Source organism: Bradyrhizobium iriomotense, from assembly GCF_030160715.1.
GTDB classification, from domain to species: Bacteria; Pseudomonadota; Alphaproteobacteria; order Rhizobiales; family Xanthobacteraceae; genus Bradyrhizobium; species Bradyrhizobium iriomotense.
The window spans coordinates 251,145-265,440 of the sequence record NZ_BSOW01000004.1; the positions used below are offsets into that span (position 1 = coordinate 251,145).

10 protein-coding genes and 1 pseudogene are annotated in these 14,296 nt (G+C 64.1%); 7 read left to right on the top strand and 4 right to left on the bottom strand.

Annotated features, from left to right (window positions below):
• Positions 1-86: 86 nt before the first annotated feature.
• Positions 87-1,256 (bottom strand): serine hydrolase domain-containing protein, encoded by a 1,170-nt coding sequence (locus QQL28_RS07820; protein WP_284263048.1) that lies wholly within the window; start codon positions 1,254-1,256, stop codon positions 87-89.
• 199 nt (positions 1,257-1,455) lie between these two features.
• On the bottom strand, positions 1,456-2,454 hold the full coding sequence (locus tag QQL28_RS07825) for a helix-turn-helix domain-containing protein (RefSeq protein ID WP_284263050.1): 999 nt from the start codon (positions 2,452-2,454) through the stop codon (positions 1,456-1,458).
• A gap of 554 nt (positions 2,455-3,008) precedes the next feature.
• Between QQL28_RS07825 and dmeF the strand changes: the two genes are divergently transcribed.
• From dmeF to QQL28_RS07855, 6 genes and pseudogenes are all read left to right on the top strand, one after another.
• Positions 3,009-3,971 (top strand): CDF family Co(II)/Ni(II) efflux transporter DmeF, encoded by a 963-nt coding sequence (gene dmeF, locus QQL28_RS07830; RefSeq protein WP_284263061.1) that lies wholly within the window; start codon positions 3,009-3,011, stop codon positions 3,969-3,971.
• A gap of 333 nt (positions 3,972-4,304) precedes the next feature.
• Positions 4,305-6,101 (top strand): adenylate/guanylate cyclase domain-containing protein, encoded by a 1,797-nt coding sequence (locus tag QQL28_RS07835; RefSeq protein ID WP_284263064.1) that lies wholly within the window; start codon positions 4,305-4,307, stop codon positions 6,099-6,101.
• A 40-nt stretch (positions 6,102-6,141) separates the two neighbouring features.
• A complete protein-coding gene (locus tag QQL28_RS07840; RefSeq protein WP_284263066.1) occupies positions 6,142-7,305 on the top strand; it encodes a phosphatase PAP2 family protein in 1,164 nt (387 codons plus the stop codon).
• Between the two features lie 39 nt (positions 7,306-7,344).
• Positions 7,345-9,369 (top strand): S8/S53 family peptidase, encoded by a 2,025-nt coding sequence (locus QQL28_RS07845; protein ID WP_284263068.1) that lies wholly within the window; start codon positions 7,345-7,347, stop codon positions 9,367-9,369.
• A gap of 141 nt (positions 9,370-9,510) precedes the next feature.
• Entirely contained in the window at positions 9,511-10,341 is an 831-nt protein-coding gene (locus QQL28_RS07850; RefSeq protein WP_284263070.1) for an N-acyl homoserine lactonase family protein, read from the top strand.
• 114 nt (positions 10,342-10,455) lie between these two features.
• A pseudogene (locus tag QQL28_RS07855) lies at positions 10,456-11,333 on the top strand (DMT family transporter).
• Positions 11,334-11,362: 29 nt separating this feature from the next.
• Here QQL28_RS07855 and QQL28_RS07860 read toward each other — a convergent pair.
• On the bottom strand, positions 11,363-11,554 hold the full coding sequence (locus QQL28_RS07860) for a hypothetical protein (protein ID WP_284263072.1): 192 nt from the start codon (positions 11,552-11,554) through the stop codon (positions 11,363-11,365).
• A gap of 41 nt (positions 11,555-11,595) precedes the next feature.
• Positions 11,596-12,753, bottom strand: a complete 1,158-nt coding sequence (locus QQL28_RS07865; protein WP_284263566.1) for an MFS transporter — start codon at positions 12,751-12,753, stop codon at positions 11,596-11,598.
• Between the two features lie 170 nt (positions 12,754-12,923).
• On the opposite strand from QQL28_RS07865, the gene QQL28_RS07870 reads away from it, so the two are divergent.
• Complete coding sequence (locus tag QQL28_RS07870) at positions 12,924-14,183, top strand: adenylate/guanylate cyclase domain-containing protein (protein ID WP_284263074.1); 1,260 nt, start codon at positions 12,924-12,926, stop codon at positions 14,181-14,183.
• The last annotated feature ends 113 nt before the right edge of the window (positions 14,184-14,296 follow it).

A 14,296-nucleotide genomic window follows, 5' to 3' on the forward strand; every position in this document is an offset into this window, starting at 1 on the left:
GGGGAGATCGCTCAAATCCCCATGCGGGATATTACAGCGAAACTGCGCCGGCATGTCAATCGCGGACCGGCGCCCGCGCTTCCGGTTCAGGCCGGAGGCGAAATCCCCCGCAAGACATCCCTGAAAACGCCGTACTGCAGTTGGAACGCTTGCGGGCTGTAGTCATAGTAGTATCCCGCATTCACCATGACGACGAGATCGAGCTCCGGGACGATGCGCATCGCCTGGCCGCCTCGACCGAGCGCACCAATCCAGGTGACTTCACGCCCGTTGAGCCGGGAGCGGCCGAGCCACCACAAATATCCATAGGATCGACTGTCCGTGGCCTTGATCTTAGGTGTCGTCGAGGTCTCGATCCATGCCTTCGAAACGATCTGGCGGCCGTTCCAGCGACCGCCTGCGAGGACCATCTGGCCGAATTTTGCCATATCGCGCGGTCGCAGGCGCAATCCTCCTCCGGCGTCGGTATCTCCCCTGTAGCGATTCCACTCCACACGCGTGATGCCCAGAGGCTCGAACAAGGTCTCGCGCGCAAATTCGTCGAGGGGACGCCCGGTCGCCTTGCGGATGATGGCCGAGACGAGCGCGAGCGCGCCGGTGTTGTAGAAGAACTCCTGTCCCGCCGGGGCAGTCACCGAAAGGCCGAGGACGTAACGACACTGATCCGACGCCATGTGCATGCGCGACTCGTCGTTGTCGTCGTCTCCAGTGGCCGGAGTCGCCTCCACCCACTTCAGACCCATCGACATGGTGAGCGCGTGCACCAGCTGAATGCGGTCCTTCTCGGGGGAACGCAAGTCTGACAACTCGGGGAAGAAGCTGAAGATCGGTTCGTTGACGCTGCGTATCAGCCCCCGATCGATCGCGATCCCGACTGCGAGTGACGCGACGCTCTTTGAAACCGATTTCAAGTCATGGAGCGTATCGGCATCAAAGGTGACGTTCTCCACCCGGCGGCCAAAGATGCGGCCGGGAACATCGTCGGCCCCCGTGAAGTACCGCTCGAACACCAGTCTGCCACCGCGGACGACCAGCACCGAATGGATGTTGGCACCGCTTGCCGCGAGCCGATCGGCCATCCCACACAGAGCATTGCGGTCGATGAGCTTGTCCTCGCCACCGGCGCTGACGGGCCAGCCATCGTCTCGCGCGACCGGAACACCGCGGCCGTCGGGCGGGTCCGCGTACACCGGCAACCCGGTGAGCGGTGACAGCGCAGCTCCTCCGAGAAGTGAAATAAACCGGCGCCGTCTCATTTGCTCCTCCCAAGCGCCGGGTCATCGGATGGCGCCGGTCCTGCAAGCGACCGCAGCAGGACGAGCGCGGACGATAGTTCCATCAAGCGCGTTGGCCGGTATCCTGCCATTCATCTGGTCTCCGCCTGCGCGAAAGTGCGCAATCGCCTCTCTTATCCATCGGAGACCGCGCTCTGGCTCGCCCAATTCCGGGATTCGGCTAGCCGATTTTTCGATCAGCCTGGTCGGATCGCGACAGATCAGCCGGCGGGGCGCCACGCGCCTTCCGCCGGTACTCGGTCGGCGTCATGCCGGTATCGGCCTTGAAGGCGCGATTGAACGGGCCGAGCGACCGGAAGCCGGCATCCATCGCGATCGTCAGCACGGGCACGTCGTGCTGGCTCGGGTCAGACAGCGCTGTCTTCACATCCTTGAGCCGGTATTGGTTGATGAACGCGTTGAAGTTTCGATATCCCAGGCCTTCATTGATCGCGCGCCGCAGCTGCTCTTCCGGAACCGTGAGCCGGGACGCCAGCGCGCCGATCGTCAGCCGCTCTTGCCGGAAGATGCACTCCTCCGTCATCAACTGCTCGAGACGCCTCAGCAACGAGGGGGCGATGGTCTGCAGCGCGGTCTTCGGCTCTGCGGCGGGCGGGGCGTCGGCTCTGCTCTGCGGAAGCACAGCTGCCGCAGGACCGGTTGGCGCAACCTGTAGCAGGCTCCAAGCCGTCAGGACCGCGAGCACGCATAGCCCGGCGGCCCTGAACGTGTCGATCGCGGCCGGTGCGAGGGCAAGCCGGCCGAGACCAGAGCTGTAGATCGCATCGATCGAGATGAAGAGCACGGCGCCGAGCATGACCGCGACGCGCAGCCGCCGCCTGCCCATGACCAGGTCGCCACGCCACGTCGCCATTGTCTGGGCGGCGGCGAGCACGGCCAGCCCGAGCGACGCAAGTTGCACCATTGTGTCGGCGACCGGCCCCAACCTTGACCATGTGGCGCCGCCATAGGCGCTCACCATCTCACCCGCGACGAGCAGGGCCCACAGTGCCGCATGGCGACCGCGCAGAATGAAATCATCGTCAAAGATGACCCTTGCCCACAGCCAGAACACGGCAGGGCTGCCGGCGGCCAGCGCCAGTATGGGGGCGCGCCAAAAAGCTCCGGCCGGTTCGAATCCCGGCACCCAGTTGACGGCAGATGCGGCCGCGCCGAGCATGAGGGCCGCGCCCAACGGCCCACTCCTGGTCTGGCGCCGGTCGCGCCAGCTCAGGCCTGCAAGCAGCAAAAACAATCCGCATGCCGCTCCGTGGGCGCCAAGCTCGAAAGCCGAGAGAGACATGCGTTCACGCCGCGGCGGTCGGCAGGATAGCCATGACAAGGCCCTCATCATCCGCGTACCGGGGTGGCGACGCGGGACGCCGATGCCAATTACGACAGCGGCGTGCGGGCGTCAAAGCAGTGCGGCCGATCACTTTCCGCCTGGTGGCGTTTGCGCCAATATCTGCGCGAGTCGACGAGCCTTCGTCCCCACGCGCTCCGATGATGGCATATTGCAGGTGATTTGCCCGACGTGTCAAATGATTTCGTAAAATCCGTAGAGCGTCGCGCCGGAGTCATCGACTCCTTTGCATGGGGTTGTTTTTCAAATTTTGTCGTGCGTCATGGAAAGTCGGGCTCCCAAGATGGTCCAGTAGCATCGTCGAATTGGAAAGTTCGGGCGCTCGGGCCTATATTTGGGGCGACTGGATTCCGTTTCCGGAGCTCTATCCGATGCATTCACATTCCATCGAGCAATGGACGCACGAGCATGCGTTCCTCGGCGACAGGCATGACGAGAACGAACGGCGCACCTGGTTCGTGGTGGCACTGACGCTCATCATGATGGTCGGCGAGATCGTCGCCGGCTCGCTGTTCGGCTCGATGGCGCTGCTCGCCGACGGCTGGCACATGGGAACCCATGCGGCAGCGCTCGGAATCGCGGCGTTTGCCTATCGCTTCGCGCGTCAGCACCTTGGCAATGCGCATTTCACTTTCGGCACCGGCAAGTTCGGCGATCTCGCCGCCTTTTCCAGCGCGATCATTTTGGGTCTGATCGCGGTCCAGATCGCCTATGAGAGTGTGTTGCGGCTGATCTCGCCGGTGCCGATCGTCTATGGCGAGGCGATCGCGGTCGCTGTGCTCGGCCTCTGCGTCAATCTCGTCAGCGCCTGGCTGCTGCGCGACAGCCATGACCATCACCATCACGGCCATGATCATGGCCACGGGCATGCGCATGACGACGATCACGACCATGATCATCACCACCACCATCACGACAACAATCTCCGCGCCGCCTACATTCATGTCATGGCGGACGCAGCGACCTCGCTGCTGGCGATCGGCGCGCTCGTCGTCGCCATGTATTCGGGATGGGTGTGGGCCGATCCGGCCGTCGGCCTGATCGGCAGCGTGGTGATCGCGAGCTGGGCGTTCGGCCTGATCAAGGCCTCGGGTGCGGTGCTGCTCGACGTGCGCGCCGACGAGAAGCTGGAAAGGGTCATCCGCGCCCGTATGGAGGTGGGCGAGGACCGCGTCACCGACCTGCATCTCTGGCAGGTCGGCCCCGGCCACCGCGCCGTGCTGGTCTCGCTCGTCTCCGACAAGCCGAAGCAGCCGGCCGTCTACAAGAAACGGCTCGCGGGCTTGAAGGGGCTCAGCCACGTCACGGTCGAAGTCGAGACCTGCCCGCATTAAGCAGGCGGTCTGGGGCCGGGTGGTTTCGCTCGTCGCGTGAAGATGATGCCAATGCTGCCATTGGTTGCAAGCCATCCGGTCCGCGACCAGCTGACGCATATTTTCCCAATCGTGATCTGCTTCATACCGCGGTGCTCACCTGCGCACTATTGGTGTCGGGGTGCGCTCGATGAACTCCACCTTCCAATCCGTCGGTGCTCGTTGATCGAGCGGGAGAGCGGGTTGGCTTGAGGGGAAACCCCGAGAGGCTATCCACTGGAAGCCCGGGCAAAGGCGCGATCGGGCTTCGGAGAGACAATCATGGGCCTCGTGCAACATGATGCAGTTGTCCTCTTGATCGATCTCGTGGAGTCGGTACGGCTCATGCGCGAGCACGAGGCCTCTGCCGTGCGTCGATGGGCCGACTTTGTCCGTATCGCTACCGAACAGATCCTGCCGCGCTATGGTGGCATCTTTGTCAAAAGCCTCGGCGATGGCCTGATGGCCCGTTTCGAGACGGTGCCGGACGCCGTGCATGGCGCAGCCGAGATGCATCGGACGATCGCGGCCCTGAACGAGGGCATGCCGGAGGATCAGCACTTCCAGCTTCGCGCGGGCATCAACGCCTCCACCGCCTGGAGCGACGGGATCGACATCTATGGCAGTGGCATCAATCTCGCGGCCCGGCTCGCGACCCTCGCAGGCCCCGGTGAAACCATCGCCAGTGCGGCCGCGCATGAGCAACTGGCGGCGGCCCTGGCAAGCCTTGCAAATCCGGGCGAGACCGTCGGCAGCGCGGCGGCACGCGACGAACTTACGCACGGGGTGGATGCAATCTGCGAAGATTTGGGCGAATGTATCCTCAAGCACTTCGACAAGCCGGTCCGGGCCTACCGTGTCGGTCCGGCAAGTCCGCACCCGAGCCTCACGGCTCGGCGGGATTATGGCACGCCCATGGAACCGACGATTGCGGTCATTCCCTTTGTTGCGCGAAACAACGCGCCGGAGCATCTCGACGTTGGGAATCTGTTCGCAGACAGCGTGATCTGGCGGCTATCGCGATCGCCGAATCTGAAGGTGATCTCGCGTCTGTCCACGAACGTGTTCCGCGGCCGGGTGAGCGACGTTGCGGAAGTGTCGGCGCATCTCGGAGCCACCTACATCCTCAGCGGCAGCTACGTGGTCGATGCGGGCCGGATCCTCGTGACGGCGGAGCTGTCGGCTGCGCGCACCAACCAGGTCGTCTGGACGGATCGCTTGAACGGCACCATCGGCGACCTGCTGCAGCCGGAGAGCGATCTGGCCCACCGTATCGCCGCGGCAGTCCATCTGTCGGTGTTCGACGCCGAGGTCGAGCATATCCTGACCCAGCCGCTGCCCACGCTCGAGAGCTATTCGCTGCTGCTCGGGAGCATCAGGCTGATGCACCGTTCGAACAAGGAGGAATTTCTCCAGACCCGCAAGGTGCTGGACGAACTTATCAATCGGCACGCGCGGATTGCAGCGCCGCGCGCCTGGCTCGCAAACTGGTATATCCTGCGCGTGACGCGAGGCTGGTCCGAGGATCGTAAGCGCGAGGCCGCCGAGGCGTTGAGCGCCACCCACGCAGCGCTCGATCGCGATCCGTCGGATGCGTTGGCGCTCGCGACCGAGGGCTTCGTTTACTGCCACCTGTTGAAAGACCTCGACACGGCGCGCAAGCGCTGCGAACAGGCCGTCGAGGCCAATCCCAGCCACGCGCTGGGCTGGCTCTATCGCGGCGTCGTCAACGCGTTCAAGGGTGAGGGGTCTGCAGCCGTTGACGCGACGCGGCGCGCCATGGAGCTCTCTCCGCTCGATCCACAGCGCTACTATTTCGAATCCCTCGGCGCAACGGCACAGCTCTCGGCGCACCAATATGCGGAAGCGGAAAAGCTTGCGCGCTCGTCCCTTTCTCTCAATCGCATGCATCCGTCCACCTGGCGGGTGCTGACGATTGCCCTTGTCTCGCAGAACCGAATGGACGAAGCGCGCGCGGCGTTGAGCAGGATGCGCCAGCTAGAGCCGAAGCTGACGGTTGAGAAATACGCCGCCCGCATTCCGAATGCGCATTTCGAGACGGGCCGGCAGTGGGCGCGCTGCCTGGAAATGGCAGGTTTACCGACGGGCTAAAACTCGATCCGAGGCTGACTTACTCACAAGGAGGCAGGCTATGGCTCAACTTGGCGGAGCGGGAGGAGCAGGAGGGGCGGGCGGCGCCGGCGGTGCCGGAGGAGCGGGCGGTGCCGGGGGCGCGGGAGGGGCGGGCGGGGCCGGTGGAGCCGGCGGCGCGCTACTCGGGACGCTCGGCGATGTCTGGGCCAATCCCGTCATGGTGGACGCACTCATCCACGCTCGCGAAGGGATAAGCCGCCCCGAATTCAGTTGGTACGAGCCGCCATTGCCGCCCATCGACAACACGGCGCAGTTGGAGCGCTGGGAACCGTGGGTTCGTGCCTACATCGCAGTCGGCGAGCTTCTACAGGGGATCAGCTTTGTTCCAACGGTGCCGGGGCCCGGCGGTAGCCCTGGATTCCAGGTTTTGACCTCCGGGTCCTTGATTGCAGAAATCCAACAGCCTGCGCCGGCAACTTTCGAGCAACAGATTCCCCTGGTTCTCAGTTGGGCGGAGCTGCGCAACGAACGCGCGACCGAAATCATGGCGCAGATTGATCCCCAGTATGCGTTCTGGTCCTCGATCGTCTATCTGCACCCCGATCGGACCAGGCGCACACTCGAACTTATCAACATCGTGCTGCAGCTCTGCGTGTACGTGGAAATGCGCTTCAAACATGCCCTCGGCTGCTGGCGTCCGGTCGAATACAACGCGCAAGTGCAGCCGATGCTCACGACACCCGGCCACGGCACGTTCCCGATGGGACACGCGACGCAGTGCTACGCGGTGGCCTATGTGCTCAAGGCGCTGCTGAACCTCAATGCGGTGGATGGCGCGGGACACGCGAAATACCCGACGGTGACCGAGCAGCTTGACCGTCAGGCCGCGCGCATCTCCACCAATCGCGTCATTGCCGGCCTCCATTTCCCCGTCGACGGCATGGCGGGTCGGATGTTGGGTACCGCTCTCGGAGAATACTTTGTCGCCTGCTGCACCGGAGCTCAGCTATTGGCGGCGCGGACATTCAACGCGGCCTCCGGCATCGACCTGTATGCGACGAAGGACTTCAACCCATTCAGCGCGGAGCAGGATCTCGATTCCAACGCCAGCCTATTCTATTCGCGGGCGGCAAATCCGACGCACGTGACGCTATCGCCAATCATGGCGGCGTTGTGGGGCAAGGCGCTCGATGAGTGGACGTCGGTCCACAAATTCCCTTAGGCGAAGCATCGTCGCAAAACCCGAAGCGGAGAACATCCGATGATGGCCGAAAGCGACCAATACCCGAAATGCTTCGGTCCGTACCTCCGGTACGCGATCTCGACGGACTTTAGGAATTTCGAAGAGTTCGATGCGCAGTTCAAGCTGTTCTTCCTCGTGGAATTCCACGAGCCACCTGAGCCGGATCGATTTCTGCGCGCAATGAATCAGCACGAGAAGGTCGTCGACCTCGGCCCTTCCGACGATACACGGTATGCGACGATGCTTGCCACCCCGTTGGCGTTGACGGGTTACCAGCTGCGCATCTGGGACGAATTCGTATCCAGGGTTGAACTGTCGCTTCCGTTGAAGCCGACGGAGGAATTGAAGTTCGAACGGAGGATCATCGATTCTCGCTCGAACGGCAACGATCCGGCGGGGAAGCTGCTGATTGGCGTCCTCGACGATGGCTGCCCGTTCGCCGCGGCGCAATTCCTGCAAAACGTGCCAGGCGGTGGCTTGCGCACACGGGTGCGCGCCATATGGGACCAGAACACCGGCCGGCAGCCGATCAATGTGAAGGATGGAAATGGGCTGCCTTGCGTGCTCGGGCAGACGCTGAGCGATCTTACATACGGTCTCGAGTTCCGGCGCGTTTCCCATTTGCCCGGCACGCCCGGCCGGCTCATGGGGCTTAACGAGTGGATCGATTTGCATTTGACCCCTCAGGGCGGCATCGATGAGGACGGCTGTTATGCTGGCGCCGGTTTTCCCGGTCTTGCTCATGAGGCGTCGCATGGAGCGCATGTGATGGACGTGGTCGCGGGCCGGCTCCCGCCTTCCTCTCGTACCGGTCCGCCGAGCGATCGGCGCGATCCACCCAGCTGGAAAGCGAATACCGACCCGGCCAGCGCAACGGACGTGGTGTTCGTCCAGTTCTCCGAAGCCTGCATTCGCGACGCGACCGGCGTGTGGCTCAAATCGTATGTTTACGACGCCATCCTGTACATCCTGTCGCATGCCGATCAGCACAACACCGATCACGTGGTGATCAATCTGAGCTACGGGCCGACCACGGGACCGCATGATGGCCTCTCCGATCTGGAACCGCTGCTGACGACGTTCGTCAAGAAATACGATGGCATCGCGAACAAGCCCAAGCTCGATATCGTCCTGGCCGCAGGCAATTCCTATTTGAGCGAGGGACACGTCCGCTTTCACAGACATCGCGACCAGCCTGATTCCATCGAATGGACGTGGCGCCTTCCTCCCGACAACACCACCCTGTGCTTTGCCGAGATATGGGTAAAGAGAGCCTATGCCGGCATCATCGACGTCACTCTGATATCGCCAAGCGGCGTTCGGTACATACCGACCGCACCCGTCACTCCGCCGCCAAATCCTCTACCCCCGGCCGGAGTGGACCTCTCAATCCCATGGGGCATCGATGATACGATGTGGCAGCTCCACGTCGAACCGACCGTCGCGACGGCTGGGGTCGTGGCCGAACATGGCGACTGGACAATCCAGCTTGCAAATGTCCCCGAACACGTGACGGTTCACGCCTATGTGGCGCGCACGGATCCGAATATGAACGTCCACTCGGGCGCCAGGCGCTCGTTTTTCGTCGATGCCGAATGGGAGAAGAGTCGTGCGGCAGAGGCCAACTGCAGGTATGTTGATGGGAAGTTCGACAAGCATGGATCGCTGATCCGTCGCCATGGCACCCTCAACGGCATTGCCACTGCGAAGGACGACGGCGTGCATGTTGCGGGTGGTTATATTCTCTCCAATGAGCGCAAGTCGTCCTATTCCTCGGCAGGCCGTGCACGCCCGGGTCCGCTGAAGCGCCGCATCGGGCCGGATTACCTCCTGCCTTGCGACGACTCTTGTGCCCTGAGCGGGGTGCTCGCCGGGGGCAACAGGAGCGGCACCGTATTTCGTCTGATCGGCACCAGTGCGGCCGCGCCGCAACTCGCGCGGCATATCGTCAATGCGGCGGCCGGGTCGCCATTCCCGGCCCCGCATGTCCCGGTGTACCCGCCCGACGAAGAGCGCGGCCTCGGCAATCTCGATCCGCCATAACGCGGACGACGTTGCCTTGCGATCTGGTGCGGCCACCCAAGAGAAGCCAGTCAAAGTTGCATCCCGGCTGAAACTGCTGCTGGACTTTTCCGCACCGGTCGGGGTTGGATTCCGGTCGATCACCGGATGGAAGGAACAACAATGACACGTTCGATCAAACTCGTGCTCGCCGCCGTGGCGCTCGTCCTGTCCGCCCATGCAGCACCGGCCCAGTCGGAAAAGTCCGGTGTCGAACGGCTTTACATCCTCAATTGCGGCGAGGGCGCCACCAGCGACGTGTCGCGCTGGACGCCGGGCATGAACGAGGGCAAGCCGATGGACTTCGTCGATAGCTGCTATCTGATCAAGCACAGTCAGGGCTGGTTCCTCTGGGACACCGGTGTCCCGGATGCGGTTGCATCGATGCCCAATGGCCTCGTTCCCTCCGACCCGAAGGCGACGGTCTGGCGCCGGCCGAAGACGCTCGTCGCGCAACTCGACCAGCTCGGCCTCAAGCCCGATGACATCAAATGGATGGCGGTGTCACACACGCATCCCGACCACACCGGCAATGTCGAGTTGTTTCCGCAGGCCGTCCTTCATGTCCAGAAGGCTGAATATGAATGGCCCGGTCCCAACAACGAGCCGCGCTTCAAGCCGTCGCATCCCGTCGTGCTGCTGTCCGGCGACAAGGACGTGTTCGGCGACGGCAGCCTGACCATTCTCTCGACGCCGGGCCATACCCCGGGCCACCAATCGCTGCTGGTGAAACTGCCGAAAACCGGCGCGGTCGTGCTGTCCGGTGATGCCGTGCACTTCAAAAGCAACTGGGACAATCGCGTAGTGCCCGGCATGAACGTCAGCAAGGACCAGACGCTTGCCTCGATGCAGAAGATCGCCGACGTGCTTGCGAAGGAGAAAGGCCAGCTTTGGATCAACCACGACAAGGCGCAGCGCGACAGCCTGAAGATGGCGCCGGAGTCTTACGACTGAGGTCGTCGGAGTTCCCCAGCCACGCCGGCTCATCAGTGCGGGATGCTGCCACGATGCTGTCAGTAGGGCGGTGCTAAGGCACACCAAGGATAGCTTCGCGACAGGAGGCTGGCTTTGGGAGAATGGGCGGGCGTTGCGATTGCGCTTCTGTCCAGCAGCATCGGCGGCACTGCGGCGGCGATCACGCGCTACCTCGTGAGTGGCGCCGATCCGATTTTGCTGGCTATCCTGCGCTGGGGAATTGGGTTCGCCTGCCTGCTGCCGGTTGCGCTGTGGCTCGGCGTGCGATGGCCGTCGCGGCGAGACCTGCCGGCCGTGCTGCTTCTCGGCCTCAGCTTCTTCGGCCTGTTCTTCATCCTGTACAATATCGCGATCGGCTACACGACCGCGGCGCGGGCGAGCCTCGCGCTTGCGACACTGCCGCTTCACACCATGGTGGTCGGCGCGCTCCTCGGCGTCGAGCGCCTGACGGTGCGCAAGGCGCTCGGCGTCGGGGTTGCCGTGCTTGGCGTCGTGGCCGCGCTCGCGACGGGCCTGGCGCAAAGTCCGCCCGGAGCCTGGCGCGGCGAGCTGATCATGACCGCGGCCGTATTCTGCATGGCCTTCTACAACGTATGGTCCCGCCCGCTGATGCAGCGCTCGAGCGCGCTCGGCTTCCTGACGGTCGGGATGGGGGCAGGGGCCATCGCGCTGGTGCTCGTTGGCCTTGTGCGCGGCAGCTTCGCTGCGCTCGATCACTTCACGACCGCGCAATGGATCGCAGGCATCTATCTCGGTATCGGCGGCGGAGCAGTCGCTTTCATTCTCTGGGTCAGGGCGCTTGCGCTGGCCACGCCGACGCGTGTCGCCAACACGATGACGGTCAACCCGATCGCCGCGGCCGCGCTTGCGGCGCTCCTGATCGGCGAGCCGATCACGCCCAATCTTCTGATTGGCCTCGTGGCGGTGTTTGCCGGCACTGGATCGCGACCGGTGAGGCCAAGGCGAACTGACAAGCCCGCCCTGATCAGCTCCTTGCTGATCAGTTCCTTGGCGCCGTCACGGGCGGCGGTCCGCCCTCCAGCGCCTTCTTCGGCTTCAGCGAGCCCGCGTAGAACGACAGCAGGAACACCAGCACGACCGCGGCGAGATAGACGCCATAGGCCTGTGGCGGTGTGGTCGCCCATCGCGCGAGACTCTTGAATGTGCCAGATCGGTCGGTGTCGTCGGTCATGCCTTGCTTTTGCGCGAAACGGGCGGCGAAGGGAAGGGGCCTCAAGAAGGCCGGCGCTCGGGGTGGACCAGGAACAGCGCCGCGAGCGCGCTGAAGCTCAGCGCCGAGGACACGATCAGGACCTTGGCTCCCATAACGTCGATCAAAAGGCCGAAGGCGAGCGGAGCAACGGCTTGCGCCATCCGCGCCGGTGCGCCGATGATGCCGAGCCGGTAGCCGTAATTCTTCGGCCCGAAGATTGCGAGCGGCAGCGTTCCGCGCGCGATGGTCAGAACGCCGTTGCCCGAGCCGTGGAGAAGCGCAAAGGCGCTTGCCCCGGCAGCACCGAAGATCGCTACGACGACCGCCCCGATCGGGTGAGTGATGCAGGCAAGCCGCGTCGACCACAGCGGATGAAAGCGGCTCAGAAAGCTCGCCTCGAGAACCCGCGCGCCGACCTGCGCCGGCCCGATCAGGGCGCCCGCGGCAATCGCCTCCACGGGCGTCGCGCCGGTGGCTTCAAGGATACGCGGGAAGTGCACCGCCATCGCCCCGGTGACCGTCCAGGCCGCGGCGAAGATGAACGCCAGAAGGATCATGGTGCGGTCGAGCGGGATATGTGGCTTGACGGCCGTCGTCGCCGCCTCCTTGCCGCCCTTCACCTTCGGCATCATCAGGAGGTTGAGCGGCAGGCCGATCAGGATGTGGGCGGCGGCCCAGGCAAAGCAAGTGTCGCGCCATCCGATATGCGAAAGCCCCCAGGCCGTCAGCGGCCAGCCGACGGTCGAGGCAAATCCCGCCATCAGCGTGATGCCGGTGATCGAGCGGCGCGCCTCGGTGCCGTAGATGCGCCCGAGCGCGGCGAAGGCAGCGTCATAGAGTCCGAGCGCCATGCCGACGCCGAGCACGAGCCAGGCGATCGCCATCACCGGGACAGAGGTGGAGAAGCCGAGCAGCACAAGGCCGCCAGCAATCGTCAGATTCGAGGCCGAGAGCACCTGCCGTCCGCCGACGAGATCGATCTGCCGCCCGATGCGCGGGCCGAGCATGGCCGAGATCACCAGCGAGGCGGAGAAGGCGCCAAAGATCCAGTTGGAGGAGACGCCGAGATCGCGCCCGATCGGATCGGCGAGGATCGCCGGGAGATAATAGCTCGAAGCCCAGGCCAGCGTCTGTGTGGTGCCGAGCGCCAGAATGATCGGAAGCTGTCGCTGGCTCATGTCCTCGCGTTTCTGGTCTTCGCCGGCATCGGAAACATCGATTGGCTTTTGCATCCCCGGCGCGGGCGGCGTCAACATCGCCCACGGCATATTCGGTCTGCGGCGTGCGGGATGCTGCGCGCAACCAGGTTCGCCTTTCGTCCGTCATGAAGGTGCGGCTATAATGGCCTATGGAATTGACCCCCCGCCTCGCGCTGATCAATTGGCTCACCGTCCAGGGGCTCACCGGACTGCCCGAGATCGAGATGCTCCGCGGCTTCTGCGAACGCTGCCGCGCCGAGGGGATCGAGCTGTCGCGCGGGCTCGTCGTCATCGACACGCTGCACCCGATGTATGAGGGGCGCGCCTTCCGCTGGAGCGACGTGCCGTCCAATGAGAGGGACGTCATCGAGTACGGCTCGACGGCGGAGGGCGATCCGGCCAAGAACTGGCGTCGCTCGGTGTTCTACCATCTGCTCGAGCACGGCGAAGACGAGATGCTGATCGATCTCGCGGACGTCACCTCGCTCGATTTCTCCCAGATCGGCGAGCTCGCGGAAAAAGGCCACCGACATTTCCTCGCCTTCGTGCATCGCTTCGGCGAGACCGGCGCGCTGGGCCAGATGGACTGCCTCTATTCCTACTGGACGACGCGGCGGCCCGAGGGCTTTGCCGAGAGCGAGCTTTCAGCGCTGCGCGATCTCGTGCCGGTGCTGGGGCTCACGATCAAATCCGCCCAGCAGGTCGATATCGTGCGGACGCTCGGGCGCGTCTATCTCGGCCGCGATGCCTCCGAGCAGGTGCTGCGCGGGCGCATCTCGCGCGGCGTCACCGAGCGCATCAACGCCGTGCTCTGGTATTCGGACTTGCGCGGCTCGACCGGGATCAGCGAGAGCATCGGGCCCGACGAGATCATTCCGTTCCTCAACGACTACGCGCAGGCCGTGATCGATGCGATCCACGACGCCGGCGGCGACGTGCTGAAGCTGATCGGCGACGGCGTGCTCGCGATGTTCACCGGCGAGGACATGGCGGCGGCGCGCCGCGCGGCGCTGCGTGCCGAGCATCTTTTCCGCAAGAACATCGTAGTGCTGAATGCGAAGCGGGCCGCCGACGGCCGCCCGACCACCTCGGCCTATATCGGGCTGCATGTCGGCGAGGTCTTCTATGGCAATATCGGCAGCGAGGACCGGCTCGATTTCACGGTGGTCGGCCCGACAGTGAACGAGGTCAGCCGCATCGCCTCGATGAGCCGCTCGGTCGATCGCGAGCTGCTCGCGTCGGCCGAGTTTTACGCGGGGCTCGATGCGGCTGGCCGCCGCTATCTCGTCTCGACCGGCCGCTATGCGCTGCGCGGCATCGGCCGCGCGCAGGATCTCTATACGCTCGATCCGGACATCGATACGAACGAGCCGGTAACGGGCAGCTACGAGCGGTATCTGGCGGGTTAGCCCCGCTGCTTTCTGAACGGCATTGCGAGGAGCCACCCGGTCCCGCCTTCGGCGGGCCGGATGACAGGCTCCGCCACGAAGCAATCCAGACTGTCGCCGTGGGTGCAGCCTGG

Bases quoted from the DNA above. Each gene is read 5' to 3' on its own strand.
- QQL28_RS07820 (WP_284263048.1), bottom strand. From the start codon at position 1,256: ATGAGACGGCGCCGGTTTATTTCACTTCTCGGAGGAGCTGCGCTGTCA.
- QQL28_RS07825 (WP_284263050.1), bottom strand. From the start codon at position 2,454: ATGCTCGGCGCGGCCGCATCTGCCGTCAACTGGGTGCCGGGATTCGAA.
- dmeF (WP_284263061.1), top strand. From the start codon at position 3,009: ATGCATTCACATTCCATCGAGCAATGGACGCACGAGCATGCGTTCCTC.
- QQL28_RS07840 (WP_284263066.1), top strand. From the start codon at position 6,142: ATGGCTCAACTTGGCGGAGCGGGAGGAGCAGGAGGGGCGGGCGGCGCC.
- QQL28_RS07845 (WP_284263068.1), top strand. From the start codon at position 7,345: ATGATGGCCGAAAGCGACCAATACCCGAAATGCTTCGGTCCGTACCTC.
- QQL28_RS07850 (WP_284263070.1), top strand. From the start codon at position 9,511: ATGACACGTTCGATCAAACTCGTGCTCGCCGCCGTGGCGCTCGTCCTG.
- QQL28_RS07860 (WP_284263072.1), bottom strand. From the start codon at position 11,554: ATGACCGACGACACCGACCGATCTGGCACATTCAAGAGTCTCGCGCGA.
- QQL28_RS07865 (WP_284263566.1), bottom strand. From the start codon at position 12,753: ATGAGCCAGCGACAGCTTCCGATCATTCTGGCGCTCGGCACCACACAG.
- QQL28_RS07870 (WP_284263074.1), top strand. From the start codon at position 12,924: ATGGAATTGACCCCCCGCCTCGCGCTGATCAATTGGCTCACCGTCCAG.